This window comes from Bradyrhizobium sp. HKCCYLRH2047 (genome assembly GCF_051168175.1).
Lineage (GTDB): Bacteria > Pseudomonadota > Alphaproteobacteria > Rhizobiales > Xanthobacteraceae > Bradyrhizobium.
The window spans coordinates 150892-168188 of sequence record NZ_JBNPUM010000009.1 but is presented as its reverse complement, the minus strand read 5'-3'; the positions used below and the strand labels follow the sequence as shown (position 1 = coordinate 168188).

Annotated in this window: 13 protein-coding genes; 9 read left to right on the top strand and 4 right to left on the bottom strand. The window is 65.4% G+C overall.

All coding sequences use genetic code 11. The annotated features are described in order from the left end of the window. Positions 1–116 precede the first annotated feature (116 nt). Entirely contained in the window at positions 117–1511 is a 1395-nt protein-coding gene (locus ACQR1D_RS22115) for a lytic murein transglycosylase (RefSeq protein WP_434838592.1), read from the bottom strand. A gap of 218 nt (positions 1512–1729) precedes the next feature. Here ACQR1D_RS22115 and galU point away from each other — a divergent pair, with 218 nt between their 5' ends. Then, positions 1730–2611, top strand: coding sequence for a UTP--glucose-1-phosphate uridylyltransferase GalU (galU, locus tag ACQR1D_RS22110; protein WP_315804753.1), 882 nt, complete (start codon positions 1730–1732; stop codon positions 2609–2611). A 46-nt stretch (positions 2612–2657) separates the two neighbouring features. On the opposite strand, the gene ACQR1D_RS22105 is transcribed toward galU, so the two are convergent. Then, the gene (locus ACQR1D_RS22105; protein ID WP_434838593.1) at positions 2658–4166 is read right to left on the bottom strand and encodes a sensor domain-containing diguanylate cyclase; all 1509 of its coding nucleotides are present in this window, start codon (positions 4164–4166) and stop codon (positions 2658–2660) included. 142 nt (positions 4167–4308) lie between these two features. Here ACQR1D_RS22105 and ACQR1D_RS22100 point away from each other — a divergent pair, with 142 nt between their 5' ends. The 7 genes from ACQR1D_RS22100 to ACQR1D_RS22070 all read left to right on the top strand — a co-directional run bounded on the left by ACQR1D_RS22100 (position 4309) and on the right by ACQR1D_RS22070 (position 12442). Further along, positions 4309–4566 (top strand): DUF7662 domain-containing protein, encoded by a 258-nt coding sequence (locus tag ACQR1D_RS22100; RefSeq protein WP_316177305.1) that lies wholly within the window; start codon positions 4309–4311, stop codon positions 4564–4566. Positions 4567–4685: 119 nt separating this feature from the next. Continuing rightward, positions 4686–6479: a peptide ABC transporter substrate-binding protein gene (locus tag ACQR1D_RS22095; protein WP_434838594.1), complete on the top strand. Its 1794-nt coding sequence runs from the start codon at positions 4686–4688 to the stop codon at positions 6477–6479. Positions 6480–6745: 266 nt separating this feature from the next. After that, complete coding sequence (locus tag ACQR1D_RS22090) at positions 6746–8539, top strand: peptide ABC transporter substrate-binding protein (protein WP_434838595.1); 1794 nt, start codon at positions 6746–6748, stop codon at positions 8537–8539. Between the two features lie 40 nt (positions 8540–8579). Further along, entirely contained in the window at positions 8580–9539 is a 960-nt protein-coding gene (locus ACQR1D_RS22085; RefSeq protein WP_315804758.1) for an ABC transporter permease, read from the top strand. Then, on the top strand, positions 9505–10446 hold the full coding sequence (locus ACQR1D_RS22080) for an ABC transporter permease (protein ID WP_434838596.1): 942 nt from the start codon (positions 9505–9507) through the stop codon (positions 10444–10446). The genes ACQR1D_RS22085 and ACQR1D_RS22080 overlap by 35 nt, the downstream gene beginning before the upstream one ends. Next, positions 10446–11444: an ABC transporter ATP-binding protein gene (locus tag ACQR1D_RS22075; RefSeq protein ID WP_434894075.1), complete on the top strand. Its 999-nt coding sequence runs from the start codon at positions 10446–10448 to the stop codon at positions 11442–11444. The genes ACQR1D_RS22080 and ACQR1D_RS22075 overlap by 1 nt, the downstream gene beginning before the upstream one ends. Beyond that, positions 11444–12442, top strand: a complete 999-nt coding sequence (locus tag ACQR1D_RS22070) for an ABC transporter ATP-binding protein (RefSeq protein ID WP_434838598.1) — start codon at positions 11444–11446, stop codon at positions 12440–12442. The genes ACQR1D_RS22075 and ACQR1D_RS22070 overlap by 1 nt, the downstream gene beginning before the upstream one ends. A 16-nt stretch (positions 12443–12458) precedes the next feature. Here ACQR1D_RS22070 and ACQR1D_RS22065 read toward each other — a convergent pair whose 3' ends face one another. Next, a complete protein-coding gene (locus ACQR1D_RS22065; protein WP_315804762.1) occupies positions 12459–14444 on the bottom strand; it encodes a cache domain-containing protein in 1986 nt (661 codons plus the stop codon). Between the two features lie 165 nt (positions 14445–14609). After that, positions 14610–16466 carry a feruloyl-CoA synthase gene (locus ACQR1D_RS22060; protein WP_434838599.1) on the bottom strand — a complete coding sequence of 619 codons (1857 nt, stop codon included), beginning with the start codon at positions 16464–16466 and terminating at the stop codon, positions 14610–14612. Positions 16467–16766: 300 nt separating this feature from the next. Here ACQR1D_RS22060 and ACQR1D_RS22055 point away from each other — a divergent pair, with 300 nt between their 5' ends. After that, entirely contained in the window at positions 16767–17246 is a 480-nt protein-coding gene (locus ACQR1D_RS22055) for a MarR family winged helix-turn-helix transcriptional regulator (RefSeq protein WP_434838600.1), read from the top strand. Positions 17247–17297 lie beyond the last annotated feature (51 nt).

The following is a 17297-nucleotide window of genomic DNA, read 5'->3' as shown; positions in this document are numbered from 1 at the left end:
CGTGACGATCCATATAATAGGACGCGAATCAGGCCGCAAACGGGCATTCACCGGATGGTGTTGACGGCGCCGGTAATCACCCCAGAAGGTTACCGGCAGGGCAGGTTGGGCTGCGATCAGCGCGCCCGCAGCCGTTCGAGCACGTCCGAGGTGGCAAATCCGTCCGCCGGCGCCCCGATCGAGGCCTGGAAGTTCCGCAGCGCCTCGCGCGTCTGGCCACCGAACTGGCCGTCCGGCGTTCCGCGGTAAAATCCGCGCTCGGCGAGCAATTGCTGCAGCTCGAGCCGCTCGCCGCGCGACAGCGTTCGCTCCTCGCGCGGCCAGGCCTGAACGAACGGCGGCGCGCCGCGCAGGCGGTCGGCGAAGTGTCCGATCGCCAGCGCATAGGCTTCCGCAGGGTTGTATTTCATGATGACGCGGAAGTTCTGCAGCATCAGGAAGCCGGGGCCCTGGGCGCCGGCCGGCGCCAGCAGATATGCCTTTTCGGCGCTAGTCGGGAACGGCTGACCATTGGCCCGTCGCAGGCCGAGCTGTTCCCACTGGCGGAAGCTCATGCTCTTGGCGCGGTCGGCGAGCATGTAGTTGAAGCCCTGGGGCACCACGACCTCGTAGCCCCAGCTCTGGCCGCTCTGCCAGCCGTCCTTCTTCAGATTGTTGGCGGTCGAGGCGATCAGGTCGGCCGGATTGTCGACGACGTCGCGGCGGCCGTCACCATCGGCATCGACGGCGAAGCGCTTGAACGCGGTCGGCATGAACTGGGTCGGGCCGAAGGCGCCTGCCCAGGAGCCGCGCAGCTGCTCGGGGCGCAGATCGCCGCGATTGAGGATTTCCAGGGCGGAGAGGAACTCATCCTTGAAATAGGCCTGGCGGCGGCCGATGCAGGCGAGCGTCGCGGTCGACTGCAGCACGCTGCGGTCACCGATCTGGGTCGAGTAGTTGGACTCGATGCCCCAGATCGAAGCGACGATGTAACGGTCGACGCCGTAGGCGCGCTCGGCCGCATCGAACTGCGGCTTGTAATTCGCCAGCACCTCGCGGCCCTTCGCCAGCCGGTTGTCGTTCACCAGGATGTCGAGATAGTCCCAGATCGATTTGGTGAATTCGGGCTGCGCGTCGAGCAGGTCCATGATGCGCAGGTCCGGCGACAGGCCGGCGGTAAAGCGCTGGAAATTGTCCTGCGTGATGTTGCGCCTTGCGGCATCTGGCCACATGCCGGCGACGCAATTGTCGAAATTGCCGGCGGCCTCGCGGATCGCCGCCGCCGTCATCAGCGGATGGCCGGAGGCGCCGTCCTCGCCGCTCCACGGCTGCGGCCCGCCGGCGGCAGGGGGCTGGTTGGGGGCGGGGTTGCCCTTGGTCAAGGTGCCCGTGAACAGGCCGTCGAGAAAGTTCAGCGGCCCGCCGCCGGATTGCGCGACAGCGGAACCGGACACCACCGTCAACGCCGTGACCAGAACCGCCGCGCCGGCACCCGCCTTCAGAGCTGTCAGCATCACGTTCCGTCGCATCATGTCTCGATCCAGATCGCATGGAAGATCGGCCTCCACGAGGCCCGGTCCTGCTTAACGGGAGATTAACAAGGTTAACGATTTCCGCAGCGAAATTTAGCCGTTCGGTCCATGTCGAGCGGAACACCGGACCAACATCCGCCTTTGTTCTCGGCTGCAAACGAGCTACCTAAAATGCGATCGATTTCGCATTCATATCGCCACAAGGTCTAGTCATCCCCATGAAGATCCGCAAAGCCGTTTTTCCGGTCGCCGGTCTCGGCACCCGCGTCCTTCCCGCCACCAAGGCGATGCCGAAGGAAATGCTGACGATCGTCGACAAGCCGCTCATCCAATACGTCTTCGATGAAGCCAAGGAGGCGGGCATCGAGCATTTCGTGTTCGTGACCGGGCGGAACAAGACCGCGATCGAGGATCATTTCGACCGCATGTACGAGCTCGACGCGACGCTCGCGGCGCGCGGCAAGAAGACCGAGATGGAAATCCTGGCGCGCGACCAGCCGGAGGCTGGCGCCGTCAGCTTCACCCGCCAGCAGGCCCCGCTCGGGCTCGGCCATGCCGTGTGGTGCGCGCGCGACATCGTCGGCGATGAGCCGTTCGCGGTGGTGCTGCCGGACGAACTGGTGCTGAACGCGCCGGGGTGCCTGGCGCAGATGATCGCCGCCGCGAACAAGCTGCCCGAGAAGAGCAATGTGCTCGCGGTGCAGGAGGTGCCGGCCGACCAGACCCATCAATACGGCATCTGCGGCGTCGGCAAGCGTGACGGCAAGATCTTCGAGGTCGACGGCATGGTCGAGAAGCCGGCCAAGGGCACCGCGCCGTCGAACTTCTCGATCACCGGCCGCTACATCCTGCAGCCGGAGATCTTCAAGATCCTGGCGACGCAGGAGCGCGGCGCCGGCGGCGAGATCCAGCTCACCGACGCGATGATCGGGTTGTCCAAGACACAGAAATTCTACGGCGTGGATTTCGACGGCGAGCGGCACGATTGCGGCTCGAAGTCCGGCTTCCTGAAGGCCAACATCGCCTTCGCCATGGCGCGACCCGACCTGCGCGATGGCCTGCGCGAGGACATGAAGCGCTATCTCGACGGCAAGGGCTGAGGCCCAGCCGACGAGAAATGCCGCGCCTTCGAGACAGTTGGTGGCATCACGCCGCCAGCGAGGCCGCGGGTGACGGGTTATGCACCGCTGCGCTGGCGCAGCGGTTGCGGCCCGCGGCCTTGGCCATGTAGAGGGCGCGGTCGGCGGCATTGAGCAGGCCGGTCCAATCCGTGTCGCGCGACGGCGTGACACTGGCGGCACCGATGCTGATCGAGGTGGTGCACGCCTCTCCCGCCCACAGCTTGACCTTGCTGCGGATCGTCTCCGCGACGCGCAGCGCATCCGCTTCCGAGGTCCCCGGCAGCAGCACCGCGAACTCCTCGCCGCCATAGCGCGCGGCGCAATCGCCGGCGCGCCGCACCGAATCGGAAATGCACACGGCAATGCCGACCAGCACCTGGTCGCCGGCCTGGTGCCCGTGGGTGTCGTTGTAGCTCTTGAAGTGATCGGCATCGATCATCAAGAGCCCCAGCGGCGCGCCGGCGCGCTGCGCCCGCCGCCATTCGAGCTCGATGGTCTCGTCGAACTTGCGCCGATTCTTCAGACCCGTCAGCGGATCGGTGGTCGCGAGCTGCTCCAGTCTGGATTCGACCTTCGCCCGGAGCTGGATCTCGCGCGCGGCGACCTGCGTCGCGGCCAGGACGAACACGATCAGCGCCAGCATCATCGCGCCGATCTGCGCAGCTTCGTTGCGCCAATAGGCGAAGACGCTGTCCCACGACTTGCTGGCGATCACGACCAGCGGCTCGGTGCCGTTGCGCCAGACCAGGAGCCGCGGCAGATCGTCCAGCGCGCCATGGCTGCTCGACCAGCCGGCCGGCTCGGTGAGCGCGCGGGTCACGGCCGGCGCCCGCGCCAGGTTGCGTCCGATCGCGGCAGGATCGAATGGCGCGCCGACGATGACGGTGCCGTCGCGCCGGAGCACGGTGATGTTGTCGCCCGTTCCGAGCGTGAGCCGCGCGAACAGGTCGCGGAAATAGCCGAGGCGGATCGAGCCGGCGACGACGCCGGCGAAGCGTCCGTCCGGCGTCGAGATGCGGCGACTGAGAACGATGGAATATTGGCCATGATGCTGGGCGGGCCGCCCGACATAGAGCCCGGTGTCGGGCCCGTCGCGATGCACCTGGAAGAAATCGGCGTCGCTGCGGTCCTCCGGCAGCGGGTCGAGCGTCGACGATTCGAGCGACAGCCGTCCGCGGGCATCGAACACCTGGATGGTGCCGAAATTCTTCGCGGTGGACGAACGGTCGAACAGGATCAATTGGCGGACCGGCTTGCTGACCTCGTTGATTTCGGGCAGCAACATGTTGCTGGCCACGGCCCGCAGCGAGAGATCGTAGAGCTCGACGTTGCGGCTGATGTCGGCGCCGATGCTTGCGGCCATGTTCTCCAGCGCCTGCCGGGCGCGGACCTCCTCGCTCCGGCGCAGGTCGATCATGACGCTGGCGCAGATGGCGGAGAAACCGATGATGGTCGAGATGGAGCAGGTGATCAGCGTGCGCGCCGAGAGCCGCCAAGGCTGCGTCGCCCGGCCCGTTCGGCGTGTCCAGCGCATCGGCTCGTCCCGTCCCCGTGAAACCCCGTCCGTAGACTGACGGATCAGGCCGAAGTAACGCATGTTAGGTTAACGAGCGGTTGCGTTCGCTGCGCCTGTCGTCAAGGCGGCCGCACACACGCTGGTATGAGGGAGTCGAGACTTGCCGGACTATGATGCGCTTCGAGACTATCTCAAGCGGCAGACCCGCCCCGAACTGGTGCTCAGCCTCGAGGAGATCGAGGAGCTGATCGGCGACGGCCTGCCGCGCGCCGCGCAGCGCGCCTCGTGGTGGGACAGCCTGCGGAGTCCGCAGGAGAAGATGCCGCAGCGCGAGGCCTGCCTGGCGGCAGGCTATGTCGCGACCCGGCTGCCCGATGGCAAGGGCGTCCGCTTCCGCAAGCTGAAGCCGGAGCGCTGAGCTGCATCAGTGTCCGCGCAATTGGCCTGCATCCTGCTTTCCGGGCGGTGCTGCAGTGTGGTTGAGCTTTCAGAGCGCGATCGAGCCCGCATTGTGACCGAGGATCTGGAGAGACGGACATGAACGAGCAGGACCTGCGCCACGAGATCGCCGCGGTCAAGGACGGGCGGCTATCGCGCCGTGACTTCGTGCAGCGGATGCTGGCGGCCGGACTGACGGCGCCGCTGGCCGGCATGATGCTGGCGCATTCGGGAGTGGCAATGGCGGCGCAGGAATTCCCCTACAAGCCGACCAAGGCGGGTGGCGGCGGCGCGCTGAAGCTCCTGTTCTGGCAGGCGCCAACCCTGCTCAATCCGCATTTTGCCATCGGCTCCAAGGATCAGGAATCCGCGCGCGCCTTCTACGAGCCGCTGGCCGGCTGGGACGCCGACGGCAATCTCGTCCCGGTGCTGGCGAGCGAGATTCCCAGCGTGGCCAACGGCACCGTCGCGGCCGACGGCACCTGGGTCATCTGGAAGCTCAAGCAGGGCGTGAAGTGGCACGACGGCCAGCCGTTCACTGCGGACGATGTGATTTTCAACTGGCAATATGCCACCAATACCGAGACGTCCGCAGTCACCATCGGCGACTACAGGGACCTCAAGACGATCGAGAAGTTTGACGACCACACCGTTCGCCTCGTGTTCAGCCGGCCGACCCCGCAATGGTTCACGCCGTTCGTCGGCGGCCGGGGTGCGATCATTCCGAAGCATCTGTTCAGCGACTACATCGGCGCCAAGTCGCGCGAGGCGCCGAACAATCTCAAGCCGGTCGGAACCGGTGCCTATCTGTTCGTCGACTTCAAGCCGGGCGACATCCTGACCGGCAGGCTCAATCCCGACTACCACGTTCCGAACCGGCCGCATTTCGACACGCTCGAGATCAAGGGCGGCGGCGACGCGGTATCGGCGGCACGCGCCGTGCTGCAGACCGGCGAATATGACTACGCCTGGAATCTGCAGGTCGAGGACGAGATCCTCGTCAAGCTGGAGACCGGCGGGACCGGGGTCGCCGAGATCGTGCCGACCGGCAATCTCGAATTCATCCTGCTCAATGCCACCGATCCCAATGTCGAGGTCGACGGCGAGCGCTCGAGCCTCAAGACCAAGCACCCGCTGTTCTCGGACCCGGCGGTGCGCGAGGCCATCAACCTCCTGATCGATCGCGCATCGATCCAGAAATTCGTCTATGGCCGCGGCGGCATCGCCACGGCGAACTGCGTCAACAATCCCGCGCGCTATCGCTCGCCCAACACGCGCTTCGAGTTCAACATCGACAAGGCGAACGAGATCCTGGAGAACGCCGGCTGGAAGAAGGGGACGAGCGGGATTCGGGAGAAGGACGGCAAGCCGCTGAAGCTCGTCTTCCAGACCTCCACCAACGGGCCGCGGCAAAAGAACCAGGCGATCGTCAAACAGGCCTGCCAGAAGGCGGGCATCGAGCTCGAGCTGAAGTCGGTGGTGGGTTCGGTGTTCTTCTCCAGCGACGTCGCCAATCCCGACACCTACACGCACTTCTATTGCGACATGGAAATGCTGATGATCACGATGTCGTCGCCCGAGCCGCAGGCCTTCATGACTCAGTACGTGTCGTGGGAAGTGGCGAGCAAGGCCAACAAATGGCAGGGTCGCAACATCTCGCGCTGGCAGAGCAAGGAGTATGACGATCTCTACAACGAGCTCACGCGCGAGCTCGATCCGGTGAAGCGTGCGGCGCTCTACATCAAGCTCAACGACACGGTCTGCGCCGGTCGTCACGTGCTGCCGGAGCTCAATCGTCCGCGCGTCAGCGGCATCCGCAAGGGTCTGCAAACCCATTCCTCGGGGTGGGACAACGACCTCTGGCAGCTGCCCAACTGGTATCGCGAGAGCTGAGCACTCCTTACGGCGTTGATGCCGCAGCAGACCATCCCGGTGCGGGGCGACCGTCGTTGACGACGTAGTTCCATTTTCCGGGATGCTCTGGCAGTCATTCTTCCCGCATCTGCGAAGTGCGACAATCGATCCATTCTTTATTGCGGAATTGGCCCGGATTCTGCTTTGACAGTCGCTTCGAAGGCTGATCCAATTTTGTGCAGTTCCTGATCGATGCATGACGGGGACGCGTTTTTTGGCATTCAGCACCACTTTGGAGTCGATGAATGAACGAGCGTGACCTCCGTAGCCAGATCGCTGATGTCAAAGCGGGACGCCTGTCACGGCGCGAATTTGTGCAGCGAATGATCGCCGTGGGGCTGACCGCACCAATGGCCGGCGCGATGCTCGCCCATTCCGGCGTTGCGATGGCCGCCGAGCCGATCGCATACAAGCCGCCCAAGGCCGGCGGCGGCGGCCCGCTCAAGCTGCTGTTCTGGCAGGCGCCGACTTTGCTCAACCCGCACTTCGCCAACGGCACCAAGGATCAGGAGGCCTGCCGGCTGTTCTACGAGCCGCTCGCCGGCTGGGACGCCGACGGCAATCTCGTGCCGATTCTCGCGGCCGAGATTCCGAGCAAGGAGAACGGCTTGCTCGGCGCCGACGGCCTGTCGGTCACCTGGAAGCTGAAGCAGGGCGTGAAATGGCACGACGGCAAGCCGTTCACCGCAGACGACGTGATCTTCAACTGGGAATATTCGGTCAATCCCGATACCGCCGCCGTGTCCGTCGGCAGCTATCGCGGCATCAAGTCGATCGACAAGATCGACGACTACACGGTGAAGCTGAATTTCAAGCAGCCGACGCCGTTCTGGGCGGATGCCTTCGTCGCAGCCTACGGTCCGGTGATTCCGAAGCATCTGTTCGCCGACTATATCGGCGGCAAGTCGCGTGAGGCGCCGGCAAATCTGAAGCCGGTGGGCACTGGCCCGTACGTCTACGTCGATTTCAAGCCCGGCGATTCCATCTCCGCCAAGCGCAACCCCGATTATCATCAGGAAAACCGGCCCTATTTCGACACGGTCGAGGTCAAGGGCGGCGGCGACGCGGTGTCGGCGGCACGCGCGGTGCTGCAGACCGGTGAATACGACTACGCCTACAATCTCCAGGTCGAGGACGAGATCCTGACCAAGCTGGAGGCCGGCGGCCAGGGCAAGGCGCAGCTCACGGTGACCGGTCACATCGAATATATCGCGCTCAACGTCACCGATCCCTGGACCGAGGTCGACGGCGAGCGCGCGAGCATCAAGACCAAGCATCCGGTGTTCTCCGATCCGGCCGTCCGTAAGGCGATCAACCTGTTGATCGATCGCGCCTCGGTGCAGAAGTTCATCTACGGGCGCGCTGGCGTCGCGACGCCCAACTTCCTCAACAATCCCGAGCGCTTCCGCTCGCCGAACAACAAGTTCGAGTTCAACATCGACAAGGCCAATCAGATCCTGGAGGAGGCGGGCTGGAAGAAGAACTCGTCCGGCATTCGCGAGAAGGACGGCAAGCCGATCAAGCTGGTATTCCAGACGTCGATCAACGCGCCGCGCCAGAAGAACCAGGCGATCATCAAGCAGGCTTTTCAGAAGGCGGGCATCGAGGTCGAGCTGAAATCGGTCGTCGCGTCGGTGTTCTTCTCCTCCGACGCGGCCAACCCCGACACCTACACCCATTTCTACTGCGACATGGAGATGTACCAGACCACCATGCCGCAGGCGGATCCGCAGTTCTTCATGAACCAGTTCACCTCGTGGGAGGTCTCGAACAAGGAGAACAAGTGGCAGGGCCGCAATGTCTCGCGCTGGCAGAACAAGGAATATGACGAGACCTACAAGCAGGCCTCGAGCGAGCTCGACCCGGTCAAGCGCGCGGCGTTGTTCGTCAAGCTCAACGATCTCGTCGTTCAGGACAATTACATCCTGCCCGAGATCAATCGCCGCAACTGCATCGGGTTGAAGAACGGCATGGTCGCTAACAAGAGCGGTTGGGACAACGATCTCTGGCAGATCGCCAACTGGTATCGCGAGACCTGATTGCGCCACCAGCATGATTAGATATCCTAGAGGCTGAGCGATGGGAAACTACCTCCTCAGGCGCCTCATCGTCGCGGTGCCGAGCCTGCTCGGCATCAGCGTCATCCTGTTCGTGCTGCTGGCGCTGGCACCGGGCGATCCGTTCGGCGAGCTCGCGAGCAACCCGAACATTCCCCCGGAGGTCCGCGAGGCCCTGCGCGTCAAGTTCGGCATGGATGACCCGATCATGGTGCGCTACTTCCACTGGCTGATTGCGATGTTGCATGGCGACTGGGGCTTCTCCTTCGCCAGCCGCGTCAACGTCGACACACTGATCCTGCAGCGCATCCCGGCTACGCTCTACGTGGTCGGAACCGCGCAGCTCCTCGCGCTGATCGTGGCGATTCCGGTCGGCGTGCTTGCAGCACGCCGGCCCTATTCGATCTTCGACCAGATCGCCAACACCTTCGCCTTCATCGGCTTCTCGCTGCCGACCTTTTTTACCGGGCTGCTGCTGATCCTGATCTTCAGCGTCAATCTCGGCTGGCTGCCATTCGTCTATCGTGCCGACATACAGGCCACGGGGTGGATGTGGTGGTGGGAAAACTTCAAGCAGGCGGTGATGCCGGTTACCGTGCTCGGCCTCTATCAGGCCGCGTCGTATACGCGCTACGTGCGGTCGGCCGTGCTCGACGTCATCAAGCTCGATTACGTCACGACGGCGCGCTCCAAGGGGCTCGACGAGAGCAAGGTCATCGTCAAGCACGTGGTGCGCAACGCGCTGATTCCGGTGGTGACGCTGGTGGCGCTGCAGATGCCGACGGTGTTCGGCGGCGCCATCGTCACCGAGCAGATCTTCCGCATTCCCGGCATCGGCTCGCTCCTGATCAGCGCGATCCTCGCCAACGATACGCCCGTCATCATGGCGGTGACCTTCGTGTTCGCCTGCCTCGTCGTCCTATTCAACCTTATCGCCGATATCCTGTATGGCTGGCTTGACCCACGCATCTCCTTCCGTTGAGACGCCGCTCGCGCCGGCTTCGACGAAGCGCCGATTCTCGCCCGGACGAGATGCGGTCAGGCGCTTCCTGCGCCATCGCCTCGCGGCCGTCAGCATCGTCGTGCTGGCGCTGCTGGCGCTCGCGATCGTCCTTGGCCCATGGATCTGGCGCGTGCCGATCAACGAGATCGATTTCACCGCGCGGCTCGCGGCGCCGTCCTGGGACCATCCGTTTGGCACCGATGATCTCGGGCAGGATCTCCTGGCGCGCATGATCTATGGCGGCCGCATCTCGCTCGCCGTCGGCTTTGCGGCAATGGCGGTCGGCCTGTTCGTCGGCGTGGTCATCGGCGCCATTGCCGGCAACTCCAAGGGGCCGGTCGATGCCGCGCTGATGTGGCTGACCGACCTGTTCCTGTCGCTGCCGCAGCTGCCGCTGCTGCTGCTCGTGATCTATCTGTTCCGCGACCTGCTGAAGGGCCTTGTCGGGCCGGAGGGCGGCACCTTCGTCCTGATCGTGCTCGTGATCGGCGGCTTCCGCTGGATGCCGGTGGCGCGGTTGGTGCGCGCGCAGTTCCTGTCGCTGCGCGAGAAGGAGTTCGTCGAGGCGGCGCGCGCGCTCGGCGCCTCCAACGCCCGTCTCGTCGTCCGCCACATCCTGCCGAACGCGCTGGGACCCGTGATCGTCGCCGGCACCATCGACGTCGCGGCGGCGATCATCGCGGAATCGACGTTGTCGTTCCTCGGTCTCGGCTTCCCGCCGGACATTCCGACCTGGGGCCGGCTGCTGTTCGACGCCAAGGACTATCTCGACATCGCGCCGCATTGGGCGCTGTTCGCCGGCGGCGCGATCTTCCTCACGGTCATCGCGATCAACTTCATCGGCGATGGCCTGCGCGATGCGCTCGATCCGCGGAAGGTGATGTGATGGACGCGCGCGTGGCTCCGCTGCTCGAGATCAAGGGGCTGAAGACCTATTTCAACACCGACGAGGGCGAGGTCCAGGCCGTCGACGGCGTCGACATCTCGATCGGCAGCGGCGAGACCCTGTGCGTGGTCGGCGAGTCCGGCTCCGGCAAGACCGTCACCGCGATGTCGGTGCTGAAGCTGATCGCGATGCCGCCCGGCCGCATCGCCGGCGGCCAGATCCTGTGGCAGGGCCGCGACCTGGTGCCGCTGGGCTCGTCCGAGATGAACAAGATCCGCGCCAGCGAGATCGCGATCGTGTTCCAGGAGCCGATGACGTCGCTCAACCCGGTGTACACCATCGGCGACCAGATCGCCGAGGTGATCCGGCTGCATCAGGGCCTGTCCAAGAAGGCGGCGATGGATCGGGCGGCGGAGATGCTGGCGCTGGTGCAGCTTCCCAATCCGAAAGCCCGCATTCACGACTACCCGCATCACTTTTCCGGCGGCCAGCGCCAGCGGGTGATGATCGCGATGGCGCTGTCGTGCAACCCGAAGCTCCTGATCGCCGACGAGCCAACCACCGCGCTCGACGTCACGATCCAGGCACAGATCCTCGATCTGCTGCTCGACATGAAGGAGCGGCTCGGCATGTCGATCATGCTGATCACCCACGCGATGGGCGTCGTGGCCGAGGTCGCGCAGCGCGTCGTGGTGATGTATGCCGGCCGGGTCGCCGAGGAGGCGCCGGTCGAGCGGCTGTTTGCCAATCCGCGCCATCCCTATACGCAGGGCCTGATCCGCTCGATTCCGCGCATCGATCTCGACGCGGTCAGGAAGAGCCGGCTGGAGAGCATCCCCGGCAGCGTGCCGAAGCTGGTCAATCCGCCCGTAGGCTGCCGCTTCGCCTCGCGCTGCCGCTTTGCCATTCCCGATTGCAGGACCGCGCAGCCGCCGCTGCGCGAGATCGAGCCCGGCCACAAGGTGGCGTGCATCCGCGCCCAAGAGACGTTGCTGTGATGACCGAAGCTGCCATTGCCACGCCCGCCGCACCCGCGCCGCTGCTCAGCGTACGCAACCTCACCAAGGCGTTCCCGATCCGGGGTGGGCTCTTGAAGCGCCAGATCGGCAGCGTGCGGGCCGTCGACGGCGTCAATTTCCACATCGAGCCGAGCGAGACCTTCGGCCTCGTCGGCGAGTCCGGCTGCGGCAAGTCGACCACCGGGCGCTGCGTCCTCAGGCTGATCGAGCCGAGCTCGGGCGAGCTGACTTTCGAAGGCAAGGACGTCATCGCGCTCTCGGGCGAAAGCCTGCGCGCGCTCCGCCGCGACATTCAGATCATCTTTCAGGACCCTTACGCCTCGCTCAACCCGCGCATGACCATCGGTGCCATCATCGGCGAGGCGCTGACGATCCACGGGCTGGCGACTTCACGCCAGCAATACGAGGCGCGCATCGTTCATCTCTTGGAGACCGTCGGCCTGCAGGCCGATCACATGACGCGCTATCCGCACGAGTTCTCCGGCGGCCAGCGCCAGCGCATCGGCATTGCGCGTGCGATCGCGGTCGAGCCCAAGCTGATCATCTGCGACGAGCCGGTGTCGGCGCTCGACGTGTCGATCCAGGCCCAGGTCATCAACCTGCTCGAGGACCTGCAGCAGAAGTTCGGCATCGCCTATCTGTTCGTCGCGCACGACCTCTCGGTCGTCGAGCACATCAGCCGCCGCGTCGCGGTGATGTATCTCGGCCGCATCGTCGAGACCGCGCCGTCACGCCAGCTCTATTCGGCGCCGAAACATCCCTACACGGAAGCGCTGTTGTCGGCAGTGCCGATCCCGGACCCGAGCATCAAGCGCAAGCGCGTGCGGCTCAAGGGCGAGGTGCCGAGCCCGATCAATCCACCATCGGGCTGTCACTTTCACACCCGCTGCCCGATCGCCAAGGACGTCTGCAGCAAGGAAGTGCCGCCATTGAAGGCGAGCGCCGAGGGGCATCTCGTCGCCTGCCATTTCCGTTGAGGCGGAGGTCGGCGCGCTACGCCGCCTGACGGTCCGAGACCAGCGCCGTCAGCCGCGCCGATTGCTCCGGGTTCAGTGCGAACTGCACCAGCGCGGTGCGGTCGCCGACGCGGGTCACGGTCCCCGGCAGATCGGACACCATGCCGGTGATGGCAAGCGTCACCGACGTGTTCATCGTCAGACGAACCGGAACGGCTTCGAGCAGGGCGCCGCCGAGCGAGAGGTTGCGCACGGTGACGGGGATCGCTTCGCCGTTCACCTGCAGCGTGCCCGGGCGATTGATGTTGAGCCGCGTCGACAGCCGGCGGTCGACGTCGGCTGTCGAGGTCCGGATCACCCGCACCAGCTCTGTGCGCAGTCGCTGTACCTTGTCGGCGACAACGGTCGAGCCGTCGCGGATGTCGGTCGAGCGCCGACCGGCCTCGCTGGCCTCGCGCGAGACCTCGGCGATCTGGCTCGCGACCTCGCGCGCGGCGGCGGACGTCTCTTCGACCGTGCGCGAAATCTCGATGGTCACACCGTTCTGCGCCTGGATCGCATCGGCAATGCCGGAGGATACGGCTTCGACGTTGCGGATGACTTCGCCGATCGCCCCGATCGAGGTCACCGAGGCGCGCGTCGAGTCCTGAATCTCGGCAATCTGCTGCGCGATCTCGCTGGTCGCCTTGGCGGTCTGCTCGGCGAGCGATTTGACCTCGGAGGCGACGACCGCAAAGCCACGGCCGGCATCGCCGGCCCGGGCGGCCTCGATGGTGGCGTTCAGCGCCAGCAGATTGGTCTGGCCGGCGATCTCGCTGATCAGACTGGTCACGGCGCCGACCTTGTCGGCGGCCTCCGACAGCTTCGCGATGGTGGCCTGGGCATCGGACGAGGCGGCGACGGCCTTGCGCGTGAGCTCGCGCGACGAGCTGACCTGGCTGGAGATCTGCGAGATCGAGGCGGCGAGCTGGGCGGACGCCTTGGCGACCGTCTGGGTGGTAGCGAGAGCCTGCTCGGCCGCTGCCGCAACGCTGCTCGAGTTGCGCTCCAGCGTCAGCGCACTGTCGGTCATCGACTTGGCATTGTCGGCCATGTGGCCGGTGCCCTGCGCGACCTCGCCGACCGCGTTGCTGGCGGCCTGCTCGACGGCTTCGGCCATCTCCTGCAGCGCCCTGGTCTTGATGCGCTCGGCGACCTGGCGCTGCTCGTCTTCGAGCATCGCGGTCTGCCGCGCCTTCTCCTCGGTCTTCTGCCTGAACTGCTCGATCGAGCGCGCCATGTCGCCGAGCTCGTCGCTGCGGTTCTGACCCGGCAGCTTGATGTCGAAGTTTCCGTTGCCGAGCTCGGTCAGCGCGCCGCTCATCGCGGCCAGCGCCGATGACATCCGCCGCGCGATGATCAGCGTGATCGATCCGATGATCAGCATCACCAGCATGGCGGCAATGAACACGCTGCGCTTGCTCTCCCACATCTGGGCTTCGAGATCGTCGACATAGACACCGGTGCCGATGATCCAGCCCCAGGGCTCGAAGCCGGCGACATAGGACATCTTCGGCTGCGGCGCATCCTTGCCGGGCTTCGGCCACATGTAGTCGACGACGCCGGCGCCCTGACGCTTGACGACATCGACCATTTCGACGAACAGCCGCTTGCCGGTCGGGTCCTTGTTGTCAGCGAGGTTCTGGCCATTCAGCTCCGGCTTGATCGGATGCATGACCATCTTCGGACCCATGTCGTTGATCCAGAAATAGTCGCCGCTGCCGTAGCGCAGCTTGCCGATTCGCTCGGCCGCCTTCTTCTGCGCGACCTCGGGCGCCACCTTGTCGCGCGCGATCGCGTCATATTCCTCGCGGGCGATGCTGACTGCCGTCTGTGCCAGATGGCTCAGCTCGCTCTGCCGCTGATCCTTGAGAGCGGTCTCGAGGTTCTGGCTCTGCGTTGCGGCGAGCCCGACCAGTCCACAGAATGACAGGCCGATGATCGCGTAGATGCGGAGGGCGAGAGAGAAACGCGGCTTGGCCATGGGGCGGTCCGGACAAATGAGGGAGCTAGATGCAAGCCATTTTAAGGATTCGCAGTTGATGCCCGGTTAAGTGTGACTGGTAGCTAATTGCCGTATTCGCGAGGCGTTTCCGTAATTATACGTGCGACATTTTGTGAGTGAGTCGAGTAGTCGTGTAGTTCCGGATCAGGACATGTCGGGCCTGATCAGCTCGGTCGCGGTTTCATCCTTCAGTCGTGCGACCAGATCGGCGCGGCGGCTGAGCACCGCGCGCTGGTTGATATAGCCCTTGTCGGTGATCTCGCCGGCATCGAGCAAGGGCGGCTCCGCCATCAACAGCGCACGGCTCGCATAGCGCGACGAGCCGACCGCCTCAGTGCGAAGCCTGGCCAATCCTCGCGCGATGGCGGTGCGCACCGACGGATGCGCCAGAACGTCGCTGGCCGGGACCGTCTCGGCCAGCCCAGCAGCGCTGCGGCACGCTGCGATGTTGGGCACGACGAGAAAGTGCACCTCGTCGGTGCCGTGGCCGGCGATCACGATATCCTGCGCCAATGGTGCTAGCGCCGCGATGCCGGCGACGCGTAGCGCGCCGACGTTCACCCATGTCCCGGAGCTCAGCTTGAAATCCTCGGTGATGCGGCCGTCGAAGAACAAGCCGCGCTCCGGATGTTCGGGATCGGCGAGCTTCACGGCGTCGCCGATCTTGTAGAAGCCCTCCTCGTCGAAAGCCGCGGCCGTGAGCTCGGGCGCCTTCCAATAGCCCGGCATCACGTTCGGCCCGCGCACGCGGACTTCGAGCTTCTCGCCGGTCGGCACCAGCTTGAGCTCGGTGCCGGGGATGGGCACGCCGATGTTGCCGGCGCGCTCGGCGAAGAAGTGGCAGTCGGTCGCGAGCGGCGATGTCTCGGTGGCGCCCCACGCCGACACCAGCGGTGCAGGACGGCCGATCGTGGCCCGGCTCATCTCATTGAGCGCATCCCACAGATTTTGCGGCAGGGCCGCGGCCGCATAGAGGATGCACCTCACGCCGGAGAAAAATCTGCGGCGCAGATCGTCATCGGCCCTGAGTGCGGCGACCAGCATGTCGAAGCCGCGCGGGACGTTGAAATAGATCGTCGGCACCAGGCTGCGTAGATTGGCGAGCGACGTCTCGAACAGGCCGGGCGCCGGCTTGCCGCCGTCGATGTAGATCGACCCGCCGTGGCTCAGCACCAGGTTGAAATTGTGGTTGGCGCCGAAGGTGTGACTCCATGGCAGCCAGTCGACGATGACGGGGCCGCCCTCGACCTCGCGCAGGAACGTCCAGAGCTGCGCCTTGGCCTGCTGGCTCATGGTCAGCATCCGGTGCGTGTTGATCACCGCTTTCGGCTGCCCGGTCGAGCCCGAGGTGAACAGCAGCTTGGCCACCGTGTCCGGCGTGACGGCGGCAAAGGCGCGGTCGACCTCGGCGCCTGGCTTCGTCGCGAGCAGGGTCTGCAGCGGCACCGCGCTCGTTCCATCGCCATCGCCGGCGATGATCGTTGCCCGGTGCAGGCCGTCGATGGCGGCGAGCGCGCGCGCGAACGGCTCGCGCTGCGCGACGAAGATGGCGCCTGGATCGAGCAGACGGATCATCGCACGCAGCTTCTCGTGATCCGTCGACATCAGCGAATAGGCCGGCGAGATCGCGCAGACGGGGACACCGACATGTTGCGCGGCGAGCGCCAGCACGGCATGGGCGATGCTGTTGTCGGAGAGGATCGCGAGCGGACGCTCGGGACCCAGGCCCTGGGCGAGCATCCAGGCCGCGGCGGCGCGGACCTGCATCAATGTTTCGCCGTAGGTGAGCCAGGTCCAGTTGTCGCCACGGCGTTCGGCCAGGAACGTGCGATCCGGGAAATGGCGGCCCCAATGCTCCAGCCATTCGCCGGTGCAGCGCGCGGCCGGCTGCAGCGGCATGCGCGAGCGCAGGATGATCGTGCCGTCGTCGCGCCTGACAGCCTCGATCGACGGCTCGGCGAACATCGCAGGCTCGGAGGCGCGGCGTTCTGCATCAGCCATGGCGTGTCTCCGGGCTGCCGGACGTGATCGCGGAAGCCGCAATGCGGGAGGAGGCGGGGAGGGAGGATGCCGCGCGGCAGGCGCCGCGATCGGGTGCCATCTGCCGCCGCATTGCGGTCGCAATGCAGGCAGCCGTCGTCGTCTTTGACGGCATGCGTTTCCCTCCCATGGTGTAGTCGTTGAGCGCGAGACTAACAGAATGGTTGTACTTTGCAATTATTGTGGATGTGACCAATTGGGGCGGCTTGCCCTGGCGACGGCATCGGTCTAGGCAGGGATGCTTCATGTCAGCGAGCCAGCATGCCCAAGAGCGCGAGCGCCGGAGCGCAGAGAGACGTAACCAGCCGGGAGTCCGGGATCGGTCTCGGTGAGCTCGAGAACCATCTCGGCTATTTCGTCCGCCGCCTGCAGCACTGGATCTTCCGCGACGTCAACGCCGCGCTCGCAACGATCGACCTCGACGTCATCCTCTATTCGATCCTGGAGACGATCGCCGCCAATCCCGGCGCCGCGCAGATCGCGATCGCCGGCGCGCTGGGCATCGAGCGCGCGCGCATGGTCGCGCTGCTCGACGACCTGCAGCAGGCCGGCCTGATCGTGCGCGAACGCTCCGCGCACGACCGCAGGGCCCATGCGCTCGGCCTGACGCCGCGTGGCCGCCTGATCCTGAAGAAGGCCAATGCACTCGTCGCCGCGCACGAGAAGCGGGTGGCACGCCGGCTCGGTGCCGACAATTATCGCCGCGCGCTCACCGCGCTGTCGCAGTTCGAGACGGACTAGGCTCGTCGCGAACGGGCCATGTCGCGAGCCTTCTGCCCCGCAAGCACGCAT

What these genes read in the sequence shown, in the direction of transcription:
- ACQR1D_RS22105 (WP_434838593.1), bottom strand. Translation starts at nt 4,166, where the DNA reads ATGCGCTGGACACGCCGAACGGGCCGGGCGACGCAGCCTTGGCGGCTC.
- ACQR1D_RS22065 (WP_315804762.1), bottom strand. Translation starts at nt 14,444, where the DNA reads ATGGCCAAGCCGCGTTTCTCTCTCGCCCTCCGCATCTACGCGATCATC.
- galU (WP_315804753.1), top strand. Translation starts at nt 1,730, where the DNA reads ATGAAGATCCGCAAAGCCGTTTTTCCGGTCGCCGGTCTCGGCACCCGC.
- ACQR1D_RS22080 (WP_434838596.1), top strand. Translation starts at nt 9,505, where the DNA reads ATGGCTGGCTTGACCCACGCATCTCCTTCCGTTGAGACGCCGCTCGCG.
- ACQR1D_RS22115 (WP_434838592.1), bottom strand. Translation starts at nt 1,511, where the DNA reads ATGATGCGACGGAACGTGATGCTGACAGCTCTGAAGGCGGGTGCCGGC.
- ACQR1D_RS22075 (WP_434894075.1), top strand. Translation starts at nt 10,446, where the DNA reads ATGGACGCGCGCGTGGCTCCGCTGCTCGAGATCAAGGGGCTGAAGACC.
- ACQR1D_RS22055 (WP_434838600.1), top strand. Translation starts at nt 16,767, where the DNA reads ATGCCCAAGAGCGCGAGCGCCGGAGCGCAGAGAGACGTAACCAGCCGG.
- ACQR1D_RS22090 (WP_434838595.1), top strand. Translation starts at nt 6,746, where the DNA reads ATGAACGAGCGTGACCTCCGTAGCCAGATCGCTGATGTCAAAGCGGGA.
- ACQR1D_RS22060 (WP_434838599.1), bottom strand. Translation starts at nt 16,466, where the DNA reads ATGGCTGATGCAGAACGCCGCGCCTCCGAGCCTGCGATGTTCGCCGAG.
- ACQR1D_RS22085 (WP_315804758.1), top strand. Translation starts at nt 8,580, where the DNA reads ATGGGAAACTACCTCCTCAGGCGCCTCATCGTCGCGGTGCCGAGCCTG.
- ACQR1D_RS22095 (WP_434838594.1), top strand. Translation starts at nt 4,686, where the DNA reads ATGAACGAGCAGGACCTGCGCCACGAGATCGCCGCGGTCAAGGACGGG.
- ACQR1D_RS22070 (WP_434838598.1), top strand. Translation starts at nt 11,444, where the DNA reads ATGACCGAAGCTGCCATTGCCACGCCCGCCGCACCCGCGCCGCTGCTC.